The organism is Microbulbifer mangrovi, assembly GCF_002009015.1.
In the GTDB taxonomy this organism is placed as follows: domain Bacteria; phylum Pseudomonadota; class Gammaproteobacteria; order Pseudomonadales; family Cellvibrionaceae; genus Microbulbifer; species Microbulbifer mangrovi.
In genome coordinates this window covers 1-16,754 of sequence record NZ_LZDE01000312.1, presented here as the reverse complement: position 1 = coordinate 16,754, position 16,754 = coordinate 1, and the positions used below count along the sequence as shown (strand labels likewise).

At 60.5% G+C, this 16,754-nt stretch carries 13 protein-coding genes; 6 read left to right on the top strand and 7 right to left on the bottom strand.

Going from position 1 to position 16,754, the window contains the following annotated elements; genetic code table 11:
• Positions 1-34 precede the first annotated feature (34 nt).
• Positions 35-934: a glycosyltransferase family A protein gene (locus B4U49_RS10465; RefSeq protein ID WP_078084554.1), complete on the top strand. Its 900-nt coding sequence runs from the start codon at positions 35-37 to the stop codon at positions 932-934.
• A 71-nt stretch (positions 935-1,005) separates the two neighbouring features.
• On the opposite strand, the gene waaA is transcribed toward B4U49_RS10465, so the two are convergent.
• Entirely contained in the window at positions 1,006-2,346 is a 1,341-nt protein-coding gene (waaA, locus tag B4U49_RS10460; RefSeq protein WP_078084539.1) for a lipid IV(A) 3-deoxy-D-manno-octulosonic acid transferase, read from the bottom strand.
• A gap of 146 nt (positions 2,347-2,492) precedes the next feature.
• On the opposite strand from waaA, the gene B4U49_RS10455 reads away from it, so the two are divergent.
• From B4U49_RS10455 to B4U49_RS10440, 4 genes are all read left to right on the top strand, one after another.
• Positions 2,493-3,665, top strand: coding sequence for a glycosyltransferase family 4 protein (locus tag B4U49_RS10455; protein ID WP_239692578.1), 1,173 nt, complete (start codon positions 2,493-2,495; stop codon positions 3,663-3,665).
• Positions 3,666-3,770: 105 nt separating this feature from the next.
• Positions 3,771-5,039, top strand: a complete 1,269-nt coding sequence (locus tag B4U49_RS10450) for an O-antigen ligase family protein (RefSeq protein ID WP_158078601.1) — start codon at positions 3,771-3,773, stop codon at positions 5,037-5,039.
• A 48-nt stretch (positions 5,040-5,087) separates the two neighbouring features.
• The gene (locus tag B4U49_RS10445; protein WP_078084536.1) at positions 5,088-5,918 is read left to right on the top strand and encodes a hypothetical protein; all 831 of its coding nucleotides are present in this window, start codon (positions 5,088-5,090) and stop codon (positions 5,916-5,918) included.
• Between the two features lie 40 nt (positions 5,919-5,958).
• Positions 5,959-6,984, top strand: coding sequence for an ELM1/GtrOC1 family putative glycosyltransferase (locus tag B4U49_RS10440; protein WP_078084535.1), 1,026 nt, complete (start codon positions 5,959-5,961; stop codon positions 6,982-6,984).
• Here the strand turns inward: B4U49_RS10440 and B4U49_RS10435 are convergent.
• Together B4U49_RS10435 and B4U49_RS10430 are read right to left on the bottom strand one after the other, a co-directional pair.
• Complete coding sequence (locus B4U49_RS10435; protein ID WP_078084534.1) at positions 6,926-7,993, bottom strand: glycosyltransferase family 4 protein; 1,068 nt, start codon at positions 7,991-7,993, stop codon at positions 6,926-6,928. The genes B4U49_RS10440 and B4U49_RS10435 overlap by 59 nt on opposite strands.
• Entirely contained in the window at positions 7,993-8,904 is a 912-nt protein-coding gene (locus B4U49_RS10430; protein ID WP_078084533.1) for an ELM1/GtrOC1 family putative glycosyltransferase, read from the bottom strand. Before B4U49_RS10430 ends, B4U49_RS10435 begins: the two co-directional genes overlap by 1 nt.
• A 265-nt stretch (positions 8,905-9,169) precedes the next feature.
• On the opposite strand from B4U49_RS10430, the gene B4U49_RS10425 reads away from it, so the two are divergent.
• Positions 9,170-10,516, top strand: a complete 1,347-nt coding sequence (locus tag B4U49_RS10425) for a UDP-glucose dehydrogenase family protein (RefSeq protein WP_078084532.1) — start codon at positions 9,170-9,172, stop codon at positions 10,514-10,516.
• Positions 10,517-10,720: 204 nt separating this feature from the next.
• Here B4U49_RS10425 and B4U49_RS10420 read toward each other — a convergent pair whose 3' ends face one another.
• The 4 genes from B4U49_RS10420 to B4U49_RS10405 form a co-directional block, all read right to left on the bottom strand.
• The gene (locus B4U49_RS10420) at positions 10,721-11,623 is read right to left on the bottom strand and encodes a hypothetical protein (RefSeq protein WP_078084531.1); all 903 of its coding nucleotides are present in this window, start codon (positions 11,621-11,623) and stop codon (positions 10,721-10,723) included.
• 183 nt (positions 11,624-11,806) lie between these two features.
• Positions 11,807-12,763 carry a branched-chain amino acid transaminase gene (locus B4U49_RS10415; protein WP_078084530.1) on the bottom strand — a complete coding sequence of 319 codons (957 nt, stop codon included), beginning with the start codon at positions 12,761-12,763 and terminating at the stop codon, positions 11,807-11,809.
• Between the two features lie 191 nt (positions 12,764-12,954).
• Positions 12,955-15,834 (bottom strand): bifunctional [glutamate--ammonia ligase]-adenylyl-L-tyrosine phosphorylase/[glutamate--ammonia-ligase] adenylyltransferase, encoded by a 2,880-nt coding sequence (gene glnE / locus B4U49_RS10410; RefSeq protein ID WP_078084529.1) that lies wholly within the window; start codon positions 15,832-15,834, stop codon positions 12,955-12,957.
• 182 nt (positions 15,835-16,016) lie between these two features.
• Positions 16,017-16,754, bottom strand: a 738-nt coding sequence (locus tag B4U49_RS10405; protein ID WP_143735617.1) for a GspE/PulE family protein, incomplete at its 5' end; no start/stop codon positions are given.

Here is a 16,754-nt window from a genome sequence, read left to right as displayed (position 1 = left end):
TGAAACACCGATGCCCCGGCAGAAGAGCTTTACCATGGACACACCCACTCCGAAAAAACACTGGTCAGACCCGCTAGTGAGCCGCTTCCTGCGTCTCGCTGCCAGCGGCTGGGTACCGGCCTCCCTGTTCCAGAAGCCACTGCCGAGCAGGAACGAGCGCGCCGCGCGCACCGGTATTCTGGATATCGAGATCGTCAGCCACTGCTGGCAGTACTCTCACTTCCTGATTTACCAGCTGAGTTCCCTGGCGCTGTATCCGCCGACCAAGGCCACGGTAACCATGACCGTGTACTACAACAGCGAAGATACCCGCACCGCCGCGGTACTCGAGTTTTTCGGCAAACAGCAGGTGCCGGGCGTAACCTGGAACTGGCGTGAGCTGCCCAAGGAATCCCTGTACCGTCGGGCCATCGGCCGCAATGAGGCGGCGCTCGCCACCAAGGCGGACTGGATCTGGTTTACCGATTGCGACCTGATGTTCCGCGAGCACTGCATCGACCAGCTGGCCGAGCTGCTGCAGGGACGCCAGGATAGCCTGGTGTTCCCGTCCCGCGAACGCATCACCTCGCTGCTGGCAGACGACGATCCGATGCTGAATTTTGATCCGGCGGAACTGCGTGTCATCGAAATCGACGACAGTCGTTTTGTGGAACAGACCCGCGACCGCGCAACCGGCCCACTGCAGATTGCCCACGGCGATATCGCCCGCGCCGGCGGCTACTGCGACAGCCTGACCTATTACCAGAAACCCGCCGACAGCTGGTGCAAGGCCCACGAAGATCGCGCCTTCCGCTGGCTGCTGGGCACCCAGGGTGAGCCACTGGATATTCCCGGGGTATACCGCATTCGCCACGTGAGCAAGGGCCGCTACACGGGCAGCAAGCTCAATACCCAGATCCGCAGTAGCGTGCGCAAGGCGACAGACAAACACTGATCTGATCGCCGACAAGCCAAAAAAAAACCGGTCGCTCACACGACCGGTTTTTTATGTGTAGCTCTCGGGAATCAGACTCCCTGCATCAGCGACTCCACCTCTTCCACAGTCCGCGCCAGCGCACCACTATTTTGCGCGGCCACTTCCCGCGCACTGTTACCGGCTCGCTCGCGGCCCTGATCGTCGCGCAGCCAGGTACCCACCTGCTGTGCCATTTGCTCGGCATTCTCAACTACCACCAGCCCCCCGGACTCCCGCATCAGGCTGGAGACGGTACTGAAGTTGTGCAGGTGGGGGCCACACACCACCGGAACCCCCCAGGCTGCAGGCTCGATCATGTTGTGGCCACCCACATCAACGAGGCTACCGCCGACAAAGGCCACATCGCTGGCGCCGTAAAAACGCAGCAATTCGCCCATGGTATCTCCGAGCAACACCTGATCGTTGGCTGCGGGCGCCACACCGTCACTGCGGCGCGCAATACGCAGGCCCTGCTCGCGGCACAGCCGTGCAACGCTGTCGAAGCGCACCGGGTGACGCGGCACCAGTACGAGTAGCAGGTCAGGGAATTCCGCACGCAGCAAGTCATACGCCTGCAATACCACTTCATCTTCCCCGGCGTGCGTACTCGCCGCCAGCCACACCGGCCTTTTTCCCGCACCCTGCCACTGGTGCGAAAGGGCCTGTGCTTCACTGATCTGGCCTGAGTCAATGTGCAGGTCGAACTTGATATTGCCCACTACGGACACCCGCTCCGCGGGCACCCCCAGTGCCTGGAATCGCTCGGCGTCCGCCGGGTACTGCGCCACAACCCGGGACAGATGGCCCAGCATTTCCCGGCTGAGCCGTGAAAACTTGCCGTAACCGTGGGCAGACTTGGCACTCAAGCGCCCATTGACCAGTATCGTGGGCATCTCGCGCTTGCCGCAGATAGACAACAGGTTGGGCCACAACTCCGTTTCCATGCTCACCAGGATATTGGGCCGCAGCGCGTCCAGAAATGGCGTCAGGCACTCGGGCAGGTCAAACGGCAGGTAGTAGTGCAGCAGACGCCCATTGAGAATGGGCTCCAGCGCGTTGTGCACCCGCTGGGAGCCGGTGGGGGTTGTGGTGGTAACCAGCCACTGCCATTTCGAATGACGCGCAGCCAGAGCCTCGATCAGCGGCACCGCCGCCAACGTCTCTCCCACAGATACCGAGTGAATCCAGATCAGCGGCGCGCGGCTCGCGCGGTCCGGCACCATACCGAAACGCTCGCGCCAGCGTCGCCGTGCGCCGGGCCGTGAGGGCACCAGCCCGAACCGCTCACTCCAGCGCTTGCGGTAGGCGGGGTCCGCCCGACCGCGCCACCAGAGATGCAACAGCATCAACGGAAGGGAAAGGCGAAAAAACCAGGTGTAAAGGTGGCGCATCAAATAAAAACTGGTACAGGTTGATCTCTCGGGGGATGACTACAAATTCCGTGGAAATGCCCCCGCGGTTTGGTAGCATTCTACCCCAACTTCAATCTGCCCATTTAACCGGAATCTGCCGCACTTGCCCACGGATTTCCGCGGACATGAAACGGGCTTCGCATCCTGTCATCCGCAACGCCAACCACTGTGAACCACCGCTCATGAAAATCGTGCAACTGTTACCAGCGCTGAACTACGGCGGCGTCGAGCGCGGCACGCTGGATATCGCCCGGGGGCTGGTGAAGGCCGGGCACGAGTCCATCGTCATCTCCAGTGGCGGGCGTTTGGTGGCGCAACTGGAAGCCGAAGGCAGCCGGCACATCACCCTGCCCGTGCACAAAAAATCGCTTTCCAGTCTGCTCCAGGTCGCGCCACTGCGCGCTAAAATCCGCGAACTGAACCCCGACATACTGCATGTGCGCTCCCGGGTCCCTGCCTGGCTGACCTACCTGGCGTGGCGAAAACTTCCGGCGGCAACACGCCCGCGGCTGGTGAGCACTGCACACGGGCTATACTCGATCAATCGCTACAGCGCCATCATGGCGCGCAGCGAGCGCGTGATCGCCATCAGCGAGTGCGTACGCGATTACCTCACACAAAATTACGCGCGCTACCTGCACCAGCCCCCGGAACTGATCTACCGCGGCGTGGACACCGAAGAGTTCAATCCCGAGATCGCTCCGCCCGCACACTGGCGCCAGCAGATTGAGTCCGAGTTCCCGGAGCTCAGGAACAAACGCTGGCTGCTGTTACCCGGACGGCTTACCCGCTGGAAAGGGCAGCACGCTTTTCTCGAAATGATCGCGAGCCTCAAGGACCTGCGCAACGATGTGCAGGGGGTGATCGTCGGCGGTGCCGAGCCCAACAAGGAGCACTACGCCGAGGAACTCCAGCAACGGGCGCGGGAGCTGGGTATCGCCAAGCGCGTCACCTTTACCGGCAGTCGCAACGACATGCCCTACTGGTATGCTGAATCCGCCCTGGTCTACAACCTGTCCCAGCGCACCGAACCCTTCGGGCGTACCGTGATCGAGTCCGCCGCCATGGGCACGCCGGTGATCGGCTACGATATCGGCGGCCCGGCGGAGTCCCTGCGCGCCTGTTTTCCCCAGGGGCTGGTGGAGTGTGGCTCTGCCCAGCAGTTACTGGAAACAACCCACACCCTGCTCGACAGCGACGCCCGCCCCACTCTCGCCCCGGAATTTACCCTGGATACCATGGTGCAGCGCACTCTGGCCCTGTACCAGTCCCTGTGCAGGTCGCAGCCAGGCAGGTGAGCGCCCACTGGCAAAGCGAGACCGGGTCTATAGCCCGCTCTGTGTGAGCCACGTACAATGGGCGGCAAATTCGAAGAAGAGCCGCTATGCGGTCAAAATAGCTGTATGTCTACCGTTTCCTCAGCCCCAGCCGAACAATCCCTCGCCGCCCGCATCCTGGACCGGCATGTCGCCATAGCACTGCTGCTGAGCAGCTTTGTATGGGTACTGCCCTGGTCCCGCACCTTCCAGCTGTCAGTACTGGTACTGGCGATTACTTCCATTGTGTTGCTGGTACGCGATCGTCAGCGCTGGTGGGCGCCGGGGGCGCAGAGCTGGTGCACCATGAACCTGCTGGCCGCAGCAGCGCTGGCGCTGTCGGCGGCGTTCAGCGACCACCCGGGCAAGCCGCTCGAGCTGGCCGGGTTCCAGCTGTTCCTGCTACTGGCGGGTATGCCAGTTTTGATTTGGGCCCGGGATGACGCCATCTGGCGCAAACTCCAGTTGTGTCTGTTCGCGATCATCGGCTTCTGGATCGTCGACGGCCTGTTCCAGGCGATGATGGGATTCGACCTGTTCGGCATGCCGCGCACGGAGCGACTCGGGGGTTACTTCAGTCACCCGGACAAGTTCGGCTTTTACATTTCCATGCTGTGTGCCTGGGTGCTGTTCGCACCGCCCGTGCGCCAGTGGAGCCTGCCCCTGCAGAGCGTGATCTACCTGCTGTGCCTGGCGATCACCATCTTCGGCAACACGCGCGCGGGCTGGGTCAGTTTCATACTGATCTCTGCGGTGTGGCTTTACCTGAACCGCGGCAAATTGCTCGCCTCCCCCTGGCTGCTGTGCCTCGTGCCCGCGGGTATCGCAGTGGCCGGCTGGTGGCTGGTCAGCGATCCCCAGGTCAGCAAGCGGATCGCCGCGACCATTCCGCAAAGTTTTGATGTGGAGGGCCTGAGTGCCGTTATCCCAATTCGCGCACAGCTGTGGGCCCAGGCGTGGACACAGTTTATGGATAATCTGTGGCTCGGCACCGGCGCGGGCAACTATATGCTGCACTTGCCGGAGAGCTGGGCCGGCACCAACCTTGAGCAGCCCTACACCCACCAGGTGGTGCTGGAGATACTTGCTGGTTCCGGCATCATTGGCAGCCTGTTGTTTATCGCCGCCGCAGTCGTGTTTTTCCGACTGGTCTGGCGGGCGGACTACCGCAGCCTGGCAGAGCACCAGCGACCGCTGGTGCCCCTGCTGATTCTGGCCTGCGCCTGGTTCCCGGTAAACACCCACCGCGAACTGTTCAGCTCAGAAATGATGGTGCTAACATGGATGACCATCGCTCTGGTGGTGTCCCGCTCCGGCCTGTCCACTGGTGATAATCCCCGGTCACAGGCCCGCTGATTCCGACCTATTCAAAAACAGACAAGAACAACCAGACAGGGAAACGTTATGCAAACAACCCCGGAAGCAGAAGTTGTCGAAACGCCTGTTGAAGCAAGCGTTAACAATAGCGAAAAGGCTAGCGCCGATATCGCACAGGCCGTGCGGGACCATCTGGTGAGCCGCCTGCGCGAAACCGTGGCACAGGATCAACCTTTTTCACACTTGTATCTGGAAAACTTCTTCCCGGACAGCGTCTACCAGCGCATCCTCGCCTGCCCACCGCCGGCGGAGTACTTTAAAGGCCTGAATCACAAGGAGGCCATGCGCAGCGACGGCAGCAGCACGCGGCAGGTATTGCCGTTCAATCCCGGCAACCTGGAGCGGCTCGAAGGCGAGGTGCAAACCCTGTGGCGAGGCATCGCCGAGGGTATGCAGGCTCCAGAGGTCAAGCAGGCCCTGTTTGAATGCCTGGGGACGGATCTCGCTTCCCGTTTCAAGGTGCCCGCTAATGCGGTGCCGGATATTGAGGCACACCCCAAGACCGGCTACTTCTGCGACCACAGCGGATACCAGATTTCCCCGCACCGGGATGTGGCCCGCAAGATCGTCACCATGCAGGTTTACCTGCCCGCAGACCGCAGTCAGGAGTCCATGGGAACCAGTCTGTACGAGCGTGGCATCATCGGGCGGCTGCAGTACGAACTCAGGAAACTGGGATTGGGGAAAAAGAGCGGCTTCCGCGAGGTCAAACGCTTCCCGTTTGTGCCCAACAGCGCCTATGCCTTTGTGGTCGGCAAACACAGCTGGCACGGTCGCCCCGAGATTCACGGCGAATCAGAGCGACGCAGCCTGATGCAGATCTACTACGCCAATCCCTCGGAACCGTTTTACGACTGATTGGCGACCGGGTCGCTGCAGCGTTGTGCGCTTTTACCGTATGAAAGTCTGCCTGCTGAGTGACGGCATTCCTGGCCACGTCAACCAGGCCCATGGCCTGCTTGACTGGCTGCGTGCCGAGGGAATTGCGCTGGAGGTGGACATTTACCAGTGCCGGTTGCGGGCAAAATGGCTGCGCCCCTTGCTGGCAGCTGCCTGCAATAGACTTTCCCACCACCGCTTGCTCGCCCGTGCCGTACTGCGCTGCTACCACTTTTCCCCCACACCCGCTGCAGCCGACCTGATTCTGTCCGCCGGCGGCAACACCAGCTTCGCCAGTGCCGCCCTGGCACACCTGCAGGGTGTGCCGAATATATTTATCGGCTCGCCGAGAAAACTCTCTGCCAGTACCGTGTCCGCACTGCTGACCCTGGAGCCCAGCGCCGGGTTCGAACGCAACAATGTGGTGCTGGATATCGCCCCGGCCCGAGTCAGCTCAAAGGCTCCCGACCAGCGCACCTGGGCACTATTACTGGGCGGCGACGGCAGCGGCTACGAATACCGGCAACAGGACTGGAAAGACATTTTGCGCTGGGCCAATGCGCAGGCCCGCGCGTCAGGGATCCGCTGGATCGTGGCCGGTTCCCGACGCAGCCCCGCCTATTTGCGCGACCTGTGTGAGGAAGAGTTGGACACGGACCTGGTAGGCGCCTGGTGCTGGCCAGATTCCGCACAGGCACTCTCCGACCTGCTACCTACGGCGGTACGTATCGTCTGTACCGAAGACAGCATGAGCATGTTGTGTGAATCGATGAATCTGGCACGCCCGCTGTTGAGCCTGCGACCGGCCAGTGCGCAGCCCCCCGCAAGATACCGCAAGGCGATCGCCAAGTTCGAACAACTGGGATTTCTGGAGCGGGAAGAAGCCCGCAGACTCGAAAAATACGACTGGCAACAGGCGCACACTTCAGACATCGGCCACCGGGTTAGCCGCGCCCGGCGCCGCGCCATCCAGCAGATGGCAGAACTTATTCCCGCTCTGAAGAAAGCTGTCGCCCCAGCGCCTGCTGATAAACCGCCCAGGTAGCCCGCGCCATCGCTGCCACATTGAGATGCTCGGCGGCGTACCGGAAAACCGGCTCAAATGCATCGCGCAGCGCCACCGGATCCGCCAGCGCCCTGTCCAGCAGCGCAGAGATAGCCTCCGCCGATGTCTCGGCTGCGACATAGTCCGCCGGCAACAATTCCGCATTGCTACCCACATCGGTTGAAATCACCGGGCAACCACACAACAGCGCCTCCACCACGGTATACGGCGCGCCTTCCTTGTGCGAGGACACCACCATAAATTCCGCTGCCTGCATCCAGCGACTCACCTCGGTGGAAAAACCGATAAAGCGGACACTGTCGTCGATGCCCAGTGCCTCTGCCTGCGCCTCCAGCGATCCGCGATCCGGCCCATCTCCTACGAGATACAGAATCGCTCCCGCTGGTGCGACGGAAGCCCAGGCCTGCAGCAGCAGGTCTATACCCTTGGCCGGCACCAGCCTGGCCACCGCCAGTACCGCGCGCTTGTCCGCGTCCATGGCTTGCGGGCGCGGCTGACCGGGCTGCGGCGGGTGGGTGCCATTGGGAATAATCGTCCAGTCGAGGGCGGATACCGCAACCGCCTTGCGGCTGACCGCGATCCGCTGCGGAAACCCCGCGGCCAGGGAATCCTTGGGATGCACAATGTTGTGCCGGGTAATCACCGGCGCGCAGCGATAGAACCGGTGCAGCCATTTCTGTACCGCCGCCGCCTTGCCGCCGTGGCCGTGCACCAGGTCGAATCCGTACTTGCGGCAAGTGCGCCGCAGGGAGAGATACAGCAGGGGGTTGCGTCGGCTGTGATCCGTGTTCACCGGTATAAAGGTCACGCTATCGGTGAAGTGCTTGCGGTAGCGAGGGTGCGCGATCACAAACACCTGGGCCCCGGTATGCGTCGCCTGCCAGCCACTGAGCTCGACCACATGCTTTTCCAGGCCACCAAATTCGCGGCTCATAAACAGGTGGCAGATCTTTACCGGAGAATTCGTCTTCTCGGAATACGTATTCATCAGCCCACCTCAATATTACAACGACGCAACAGCGCCCGAGCGGCCATACGATGCTGGGCCCAGGGCTCACGCGCTCCCTCGGCAGCGCACGCGGCATCCGCCAGGTTATCGGTGACCACCCCCTCATCGATCAGGCGCTGCACCGCCGCGCGCACCTTGTTGCGCGGACGCCGCGAAGGCAGGTCCAGTATCCCCACCTGCGCACGTCCCTGCAGGGCCTCAAACACCATTGAGATACTATCGCGGGTCACCCAGATCTGCTCACAGGTCGCAATCTGGGTTTCCAGCCAGCCCGGTTCACATTCGCTCCAGGAGCAAACACTGAATCCGGGCCTGGCCAGCTGTTCCAGGGCAAATTCGGGGGTGCGCCGGCTGTCCGCGAGGGTCCAGCGCACCGGCGTTGTCGCCAGCGCTTCGATATCCCGGCCCAGCGAGCCATTGTCCCAGGCAAAGTGCTTACTCGGCCCACCGAGCAGAATCAGTCCGCGTCCGGCCACAGGGTTGGCATCCGCCATAGGAAGCGTCAGCGCACCGCGGGTAACCAGCACATTGGGCAGGGGCACCGGGCGATCGTGCTCCGGAATCAGTGCAAAGTCGAACCAGTGCAGAGGCAGGGAAGGACGCATCAAAACCACCGCGCGCCCGCCAAAGCGGCGGCGCGCCGACAGCATCGGCAGGTGGCAGTGGTGGCCAGCGCCGATCAGCAGCTGTGGCGCTTCGCCGGCAACAATACCGGCGGCATCCAGAGCGCGCGCGAGATCCGCCGGGTGCCAAAAGCGCAGCCCCGAACACTCGACTTCCCGGGTTCTGACGGCCTCCGCCCCGAGAACTTCCTCGAGTCCCGCCACCAGGGCGGCGCTCTGCTTTTCGTGGGCGCGATTGCCATCCAGGAATCGCCAGACAATGATCAACCGGTTTCCTCCACAGGATCTACACGGTGGGCAGCAGCCCGGTCAGTAATGACGGCATACGATACCCGCGCGGTACGTAATTTGCACGCCAACCGCCTGTATACCAGTCTGCATGGCGACACAGGCGGATTGACGGTAAAATCCTGCATCGACCATCCAGAACACACCGCGCCCCATTCGCGCACTTAACGAGCAATTTCCTCGCAATGACTGCACAAGCTTGGGCCTATCCCGCCCAAGTGGCATAAAAAGGATTCCAGCAAGCATGAACGTCACCGTATTTGGCACCGGCTATGTCGGCCTGGTACAGGCCGCAGTATTGGCGGAAGCGGGCCACCGGGTAACCTGTATCGATATTGACGAAAATAAGATCGAGCGCCTCAAGCAGGGACATATTCCCATTTTCGAGCCGGGCCTCGAGCCGCTGGTAAAGCGCAATAATGAGTCCGGCAACCTGACCTTCTCCACCAGCGCCGCCGAAGGTGTCGCCCACGGCGAACTGATTTTCATCGCCGTCGGCACGCCGCCGGATGAAGATGGCTCCGCGGATCTGCGCTACGTACTGACCGTGGCACGCACCATCGCCGAGCACATGCAGGACAAGAAATACATTATCAACAAGTCCACCGTACCCGTGGGTACCGCGGACAAGGTGCGCGAGGAAGTGACCCGCACCCTGCAGGAACGGGACGCTCTGAACCTGGAGTTCGATGTGGTCTCCAACCCCGAATTCCTCAAGGAAGGCTCCGCGGTGGCGGACTGCATGAAGCCGGACCGCATCATCATCGGCACCTCGGAAGACGCCACCGAGCAGAAAATGCGCCAGCTGTACGCGCCGTTCAATCGCAATCACGACAAGGTTATCGTGATGGATGTGCGCAGCGCCGAACTCGCCAAGTACGCGGCCAACTGCATGCTCGCCACCAAAATCAGCTTTATGAATGAAATGGCGACCATCGCAGACCGCGTCGGTGCAGACATCGAATCCGTCCGTCAGGGCATCGGTTCCGACCCGCGTATCGGCTACCACTTCATCTATCCGGGTATCGGCTACGGCGGCTCCTGCTTCCCGAAAGATGTACAGGCGCTCAAGACCACCGCCGCGCAGCTGGGCCTGGAGCCAAAGATCCTGAACGCCGTGGAAGAACGCAACCACAGCCAGAAACACTACCTGCTGGAAAAGATCATCCAGCGCTACGGCAGCGACCTGTCCGGCAAGACCTTCGCGCTGTGGGGGCTCGCATTCAAGCCCAACACCGATGATATGCGCGAGGCCCCGAGCCGGGTGCTGATGGAGAATCTGTGGGAGATGGGCGCCAAGGTGCGCGCTTTCGACCCGGAAGCGATGCACGAATCTGAACGTATTTACGGCAATCGCAGCGACCTGCAACTGTGCGGCACCCGCGACAGTGCACTGTCCGGTGCCGATGCACTGATCATTGCCACCGAGTGGCAACAGTTCAAATCCCTGGACTACAACACCGTGCGCGACAGCCTGTCGGAACCGGTGGTGTTTGACGGTCGCAACCTGTACCACCCGCTGGATATGGCCGAGGCCGGATTTGAATACTACTGTGTGGGCCGCCCGCAAGTAGCCGCTAGCAGCCAGTAAACGGCCTCACCCGTATCTTGGACTTCAAATATCACCCGGTGGCGGTACCGCTACCGGGTATAGCTTTACAAGACACGCGGTGAACCCATCCCTGGGGCTCTGCACCGCCATCCTTGGCGGTGAAGGTCTTGTAAAGCTATACCCGGTATCGATACCTTCTCGTCCCACCTCAAGGCATTGCCAAACTTTTCTGAGGCTGAGATTTCAGCGCAGCAACCTGTACAGATCGTAGTATTCGAATACTTCCCGGATCTTGCAGTCATTGCCACCGCGGTTGCGCAGGTTTTCCTTGCGCAGAGCCACTTCCTGGGTGCCTCCCACGGTAAAAAACCGTTCTGACCAGTCCCGTGAATCCGGCAGTCGCGCGCAGGGTGTTCCCTGCAACAGGCTCATTGCTTTCAGCCAGACATCATCCGCCTTGGGACACAGCTTGAGGAATTTTTCTTTGGCAAAGGCATCCGGGTGCAGCGACCCCGGAAAATACAGCACGCCGCCAACCCCAGTGGGGAAAACCAACGGAGAGGTCTCGCCGCCAAAGTCGCGCCATTTCCAGTCGGAGTCCCAGTCGCCGTATGGCGCCAGCTTGCCCTGTGAATCCAGTTGCATCAGGTGTGCGCGATGGCAGTGAATCCACGCAGGCTGACGCAACCAGGCGCGATACAACTGGTCGATCAGATCCGGTGGGTAGAGGGTATCGTCATCCACGGTGATGATCAGACTATCGGGAAACTGGTCAAAGGCGTAAAAGTATTTGGTGTAGGGACCGAGGTCTTCTACATAAAAAACCTGCAGGCCGCGCTGCTGTTGACGCACGAGGCTCTCAGGTAACTCTGCATCCCGGAACTGCGCCTTTGACAACCACAGTACCACTGCATCGGCCTTTACCCACTGCTGGAAGATGCTCTCGATGGTGTAAACCACATTCTCGATGCGCGCATCAAAGGACGTGAGGGAGACAACAATGTTGTGCTGCTTGTCATTGCCTACGCCCGGCTGCCCACTATCCAGGGCCTGCTGCTGTAGCAGCTGCTTTCTCAGAATGGATTCCAGTTTGCGGTTATTGACTGCATCGTGTTTCTGCAGTCGCTTCTTCAGATAAGAAAACATTGAATGATTCCTGTCACGTCCACTGCTGTTGTCTGCGCAACCTGTAACGATTAACAGTCATTCTAAGGGATAAATCTCGCGCTCTCTAGGAACCGGTCCCAACCTTTGCGCACAGAATTCACACAAAAAAGGCGGACACCTCTCGGTGTCCGCCTTTTTCAAGTTTTACGCCAGCCGAATCAATCAGGCGGATGCCGCAACCGGCTCGCAGGTTTCATGCACATCACTGAGCCAACCCATGTGCGCCTGGCTTTTGCCCTGCACCACATCGAAGTACAGCTGCTGCAATCGCTTGGTGATGGGACCGCGACGCCCTGCACCGATAGTGCGACCATCCAGCATGCGGATTGGCAGCACTTCCGCAGCAGTGCCGGTGAAGAAAGCTTCATCGGCGATGTAAACCTCATCGCGGGTAATACGTTTCTCCACCACCTTGTAGCCACATTCCTGGGCCAGCTGGATGACGGAACTGCGGGTGATGCCATCCAGGCAGGAAGTGAGTTCCGGGGTGTAAATAATACCGTCGCTCACCAGGAAGAAGTTCTCACCGCTCCCCTCGGCCACATAACCTTCCGGATCCAGCAGCAGCGCTTCTTCACAGCCGTTGCGAATGGCTTCCTGCAGCGCCAGCATGGAATTGATGTAGTTGCCGTTGGCCTTCGCCTTACACATGGCAATGTTCACGTGATGGCGGGTATAGGAAGAGGTGTTTACCTTGATACCCAGTTCGCGGGCTTCCGGCGTCATGTAGCTCGGCCACTCCCACGCGGCGACAATCACATGAGTCTGCAGGGCATCGGCACGCAGGCCCATGCCTTCAGATCCGTAAAACGCCATCGGCCGCAGGTAGGCCTCTTTCAGCCCGTTCTCACGCACCACCAGACGCTGGGCCTCATTGAGCTGCTCCGCATCGTAGGGCATGGGCATATTCATGATCTTGGCGGAACGGCACAGGCGACGGGTGTGCTCGTTCAGGCGGAAAATACTGGTGCCGCCATCGGCGGTTTCATAGGCGCGCACGCCTTCGAAGACGCCCATTCCGTAGTGCAGGGTATGGGTGAGCACGTGGACCCGCGCATCGCGCCAGGGAACCAGTTCACCGTCAAACCAGATAACGCCGTCTCTATCGGCAAAAGACATGGGAAACTCCTACAAAAATTCTATTAACGCACTCTGTAGGAGCGTGCCTGGGGAGGATGGTCGAGTCCGTAAACACGGGAGGATCGAATCAGTTCGCCAGCAGGCTGGCTCCTACAGCACAGAGCCAGGTGAAAAACAGTTTAATCGGGCAGCGTCTATTACCCAGGCGCGAACTTCCCTGCGGGAGCGGTTCAGCCCAGAATCTGCTGCCAAGTTGTTTCAACGGTCTTTCTTTCCGCTTCGAATTGGTCACCGGATACAACCCCCGGCTGCTGTTGTAATGCCAGGCGATGACCTTCTGATCGGTAGGCTTTGTAGGCGTCGATCAAATGCTCGGCTTGGTGGGCCGGCATCAGGCCCGCCTCAGTGAGGCTTTCGAGAATGCGGATATTATCGGTATATCGCACGATCGAAGGGGCGCGCTGCGCCCAGGCCAATGCGGCATATTGAACCATAAATTCAATATCGACAATACCACCCGCACCGTGCTTGAGGTCGAATTGTCGATCATTGCTCTTATCGAGGTGCGCACGCATCTTATTGCGCATCTCCACCACCTCTTCACGCAATTTCTGTTCGTCCCGCGCGCTGCATAAAAGCGTTGTACGCAGAGATTCAAACGCCGATCCGAGGCGCTCACTGCCCGCTACCGGCCGCGTGCGTACCAGCGCCTGATGCTCCCAGGTCCAGGCGCTTTCGCGCTGGTACTTTTCAAATGCGGCCAGCGAGGTCACCAGCAGCCCGGAATTTCCCGATGGGCGCAGGCGCGTATCCACTTCATACAGCGGGCCACTCAATGTGCGGGTCTGCAATATGTGGATCAGGCGCTGGGCGAGTCGTGTGTAGAAACTGAGGTTGTCGATGGACCTTTCACCATCGGTATATTGCTGCGGCTCGGCATCGTGCACAAATACGATATCCAGATCGGAACCGTGCCCCAGCTCGAGGCCACCGAGCTTGCCGTAGGCAACTATGGTAAAGCGCATATCTTCCGCGCAGGCCTGCTGTGGCGCACCATGCTTTTCAGTTACCTGCTGCCACGCCAGTGTCAGCGCCTGCTGCAGGATTGCCTCCGCTAGCCAGGTCAGCGAATCACTCACTTTCATCAACGGGAGCGCACCAGTGACCTCCTGAGCGGCGATACGCAGGCTCTGGCCCTGCTTGAAATGACGCAGCGCCTCCATCTGCGCTTCCAGGTCCTCGGGGTCAACCCGCATCATGTGCTGGCGCAGGTCGTCGGCGATATCCTGTGCAGTGGATGGCTGCAACAGGCGGCGCTGGTCGAGCATTTCGTCCAGCAGGATCGGGTGGCGGGCCAGCTGATCGGCAATCCACGGCGAAGCGGCACACAGGCGCAACAGCTGTGCCAGTACCGGTGGGTTCTCGTTGATCAATACCAGGTAGGCACTGCGTCGCAGGATAGAACGCAGCAGCGGCAACACCCGTTCCAGCGCCAGCAATGGATCAAAAGGTTCGCGTACTTCCGCTGCCGCGGCTAGCAACAAGGGCATGGTCTGGTCAAGACGCTGGCGACCGGCAACCGGTAGCGCAGCAACAATGCGATCTCCGTGCAGCCCGGCCAGCGCTTCCAGGGCTTTTGCGGCGGGCTGGAAGCCAGCTTCATGCAGCTGTTCCAGCCAGTTGTCGCGTTCCTCTGCACGCTCACAACCGGCCCATAGCATTTCCCAGTTGTCCGAGGCGGTGATTTCTCCACTCTCTTCCGGTGGCGCAATTACCTCATCGAATTCGCGCTCGATATGTTCTCGAGCCTCTGCCAATGCATTTTCCAGAACCGGCCAGCTTTCGTATCCGAGTGCGAACGCCAGCGCCTCACGGCGCTCAAGCTCCTGCGGCAGGGTCTGGGTCTGCTGGTCTTTTTCCGCCTGCAGCGCGTGCTCCACACGACGCAGCAATAAATAGGCATCGCGCAGTTGCTGCGCGGCCCCCTCCGGTAGATGCCCGCCCTGCTCCAGCAGCGGCAGCACCTTGAGAATATTGCGCACCCGCAGGTCTGGCTCGCGGCCGCCGCGGATCAGCTGGAATGCCTGCGCGATAAATTCCACCTCGCGGATACCGCCGCGCCCCAGCTTGATATTGTCAATCAGCCCGCGCGCGCGCACCTGGCGCTGGATCAGGGTTTTCATTTCCCGCAGCGCCTCGATCACGCTGAAATCGATATAGCGTCGATAAGTAAAAGGCCGCAGCAGCTCCATCAGATCTTCTGCCGCCTGCGCCGCATTCCCGTCACAGCCACCGCTCATGGCGACGGGGCGCGCCTTGATCATTGCGTAGCGCTCCCACTCCCGCCCCTGGGTCTGATAGTAATCTTCCAGTGCCGCGTAGTGGCTCACCAGCGGACCACTATCGCCGTATGGACGCAGTCGCATATCCACACGGAACACGAAACCATCGGCGGTCACCGTGTCGAGCGTCTTGATCAGGCGCTGGCCCAAGCGCTGAAAATACGCCTGGTTCTCGAGAGGTTTTTCCCCATCGGACTGTCCTGGTTCCGGGTAGGCAAAGATCAGGTCGATATCGGAAGAGAGGTTGAGCTCTCGCGCACCCAGCTTGCCCATTCCCAGCACGATCATCGGCTGGATATCGCCGTCGCGATTGCGCGGCTCACCGTGGCGCTCGACCATTTTTTCAAGGTGCCAGTCCAGTGCGGACTGAATGGTGACTTCCGCCAGCTCGGTGAGACGCGCACAGGCGGTGGGAATATCCCACTGGCCAGAAAAGTCCCGCCAGATCACTTCGGCATTCACCCGGTTGCGCAGCTGGCGCAGGACACTTTCAAGTATCTCCTCCGAGGCCAACTCGCCAATGACGGGCACATTTAACCCGCAGTCGCCCTGCCCCAATAATTGCAACAGCAGATCCGGGTGACGACAGCACTGCTGTACAAAAAAACTCGACCCCACAAATGCGCGCGCCAGTGCCTTTCCGCGATCCTCACCCAGCAGAGACTCCACTTGCGCCACCTGCCCGGGCGCAACCGCATCACACCAATCTTGCCAGCGCTGTTGCAGTAGCGATTGGTGTTGTGGCGGACAGTGATCGGTCAACGGCATGCAGCACATCTCCTGTGAACGGGGCAGAAGCCCTGGAAAACGGAACTATAAAGTCCGGAGTATACATTGGGCCCTGCGGCTTTCACCGCCGGCAAGATATAGAAAAGCCGCACAGTTGCGCGGCTTTTCCAACAAAATTGACTTGGCCCAGACGAGCAGAAGTGCCTGCCCCGGAGGCATGTTCAGAACGCGATATCCGGTGGTGGCGCAACTCTCAACACTTCCTGCACGGTAGTGATTCCCGCGGCCACTTTTCTCGCTCCGGACAGACGCAGACTGTTCATACCTTCCCGCATCCCCTGTCGCCGTACCTGCTGCAGATCGCAGTCGTGAGCTACCAGCGCCTGCACACCTTCGGTAAATGGCAGGATCTCGTAGATGCCCTGACGGCCGCGGTAACCGGTATTGCGGCAATCGAGACAGCCTTCCGGCTGATACACCACTTCCGGCTTGGGCGCCTTCCAGGGTTTCACCAGCGCCTGCCAGTCCTCATCGCTCACTTCCGCCTTGCGCTTGCAACTGGGGCACAGGGTGCGCACCAAACGCTGGGCCATGACGCCAAGCACCGTGGACTTCAACAGATAGTGCGGCAATCCCAGGTCCAGCAGACGGGTCACCGCAGTGGGGGCGTCGTTGGTATGCAGGGTGGAAATCACCAGGTGGCCGGTGAGTGCGGCCTGCACTGCCATCTGTGCGGTTTCCAGATCGCGGATCTCCCCCACCATGATGATGTCCGGGTCCTGACGCATCAGGGTGCGGATACCGGCAGCGAAATCCAGGCCGATGCTGTGGTGCACCTGGGTCTGATTAAAGCTGTCTTCCACCATTTCGATCGGATCCTCGATGGTGGACACATTCACCTCGGTGGAGGCCAGCTGTTTGAGCGCGGTATAGAGAGTGGTGGTTTTACCGGAGCCGGT

Bases quoted from the DNA above. Each gene is read 5' to 3' on its own strand.
- B4U49_RS10465 (WP_078084554.1), top strand. From the start codon at position 35: ATGGACACACCCACTCCGAAAAAACACTGGTCAGACCCGCTAGTGAGC.
- waaA (WP_078084539.1), bottom strand. From the start codon at position 2,346: ATGCGCCACCTTTACACCTGGTTTTTTCGCCTTTCCCTTCCGTTGATG.
- B4U49_RS10455 (WP_239692578.1), top strand. From the start codon at position 2,493: ATGAAACGGGCTTCGCATCCTGTCATCCGCAACGCCAACCACTGTGAA.
- B4U49_RS10450 (WP_158078601.1), top strand. From the start codon at position 3,771: ATGTCTACCGTTTCCTCAGCCCCAGCCGAACAATCCCTCGCCGCCCGC.
- B4U49_RS10445 (WP_078084536.1), top strand. From the start codon at position 5,088: ATGCAAACAACCCCGGAAGCAGAAGTTGTCGAAACGCCTGTTGAAGCA.
- B4U49_RS10440 (WP_078084535.1), top strand. From the start codon at position 5,959: ATGAAAGTCTGCCTGCTGAGTGACGGCATTCCTGGCCACGTCAACCAG.
- B4U49_RS10435 (WP_078084534.1), bottom strand. From the start codon at position 7,993: ATGAATACGTATTCCGAGAAGACGAATTCTCCGGTAAAGATCTGCCAC.
- B4U49_RS10425 (WP_078084532.1), top strand. From the start codon at position 9,170: ATGAACGTCACCGTATTTGGCACCGGCTATGTCGGCCTGGTACAGGCC.
- B4U49_RS10420 (WP_078084531.1), bottom strand. From the start codon at position 11,623: ATGTTTTCTTATCTGAAGAAGCGACTGCAGAAACACGATGCAGTCAAT.
- B4U49_RS10415 (WP_078084530.1), bottom strand. From the start codon at position 12,763: ATGTCTTTTGCCGATAGAGACGGCGTTATCTGGTTTGACGGTGAACTG.
- glnE (WP_078084529.1), bottom strand. From the start codon at position 15,834: ATGCCGTTGACCGATCACTGTCCGCCACAACACCAATCGCTACTGCAA.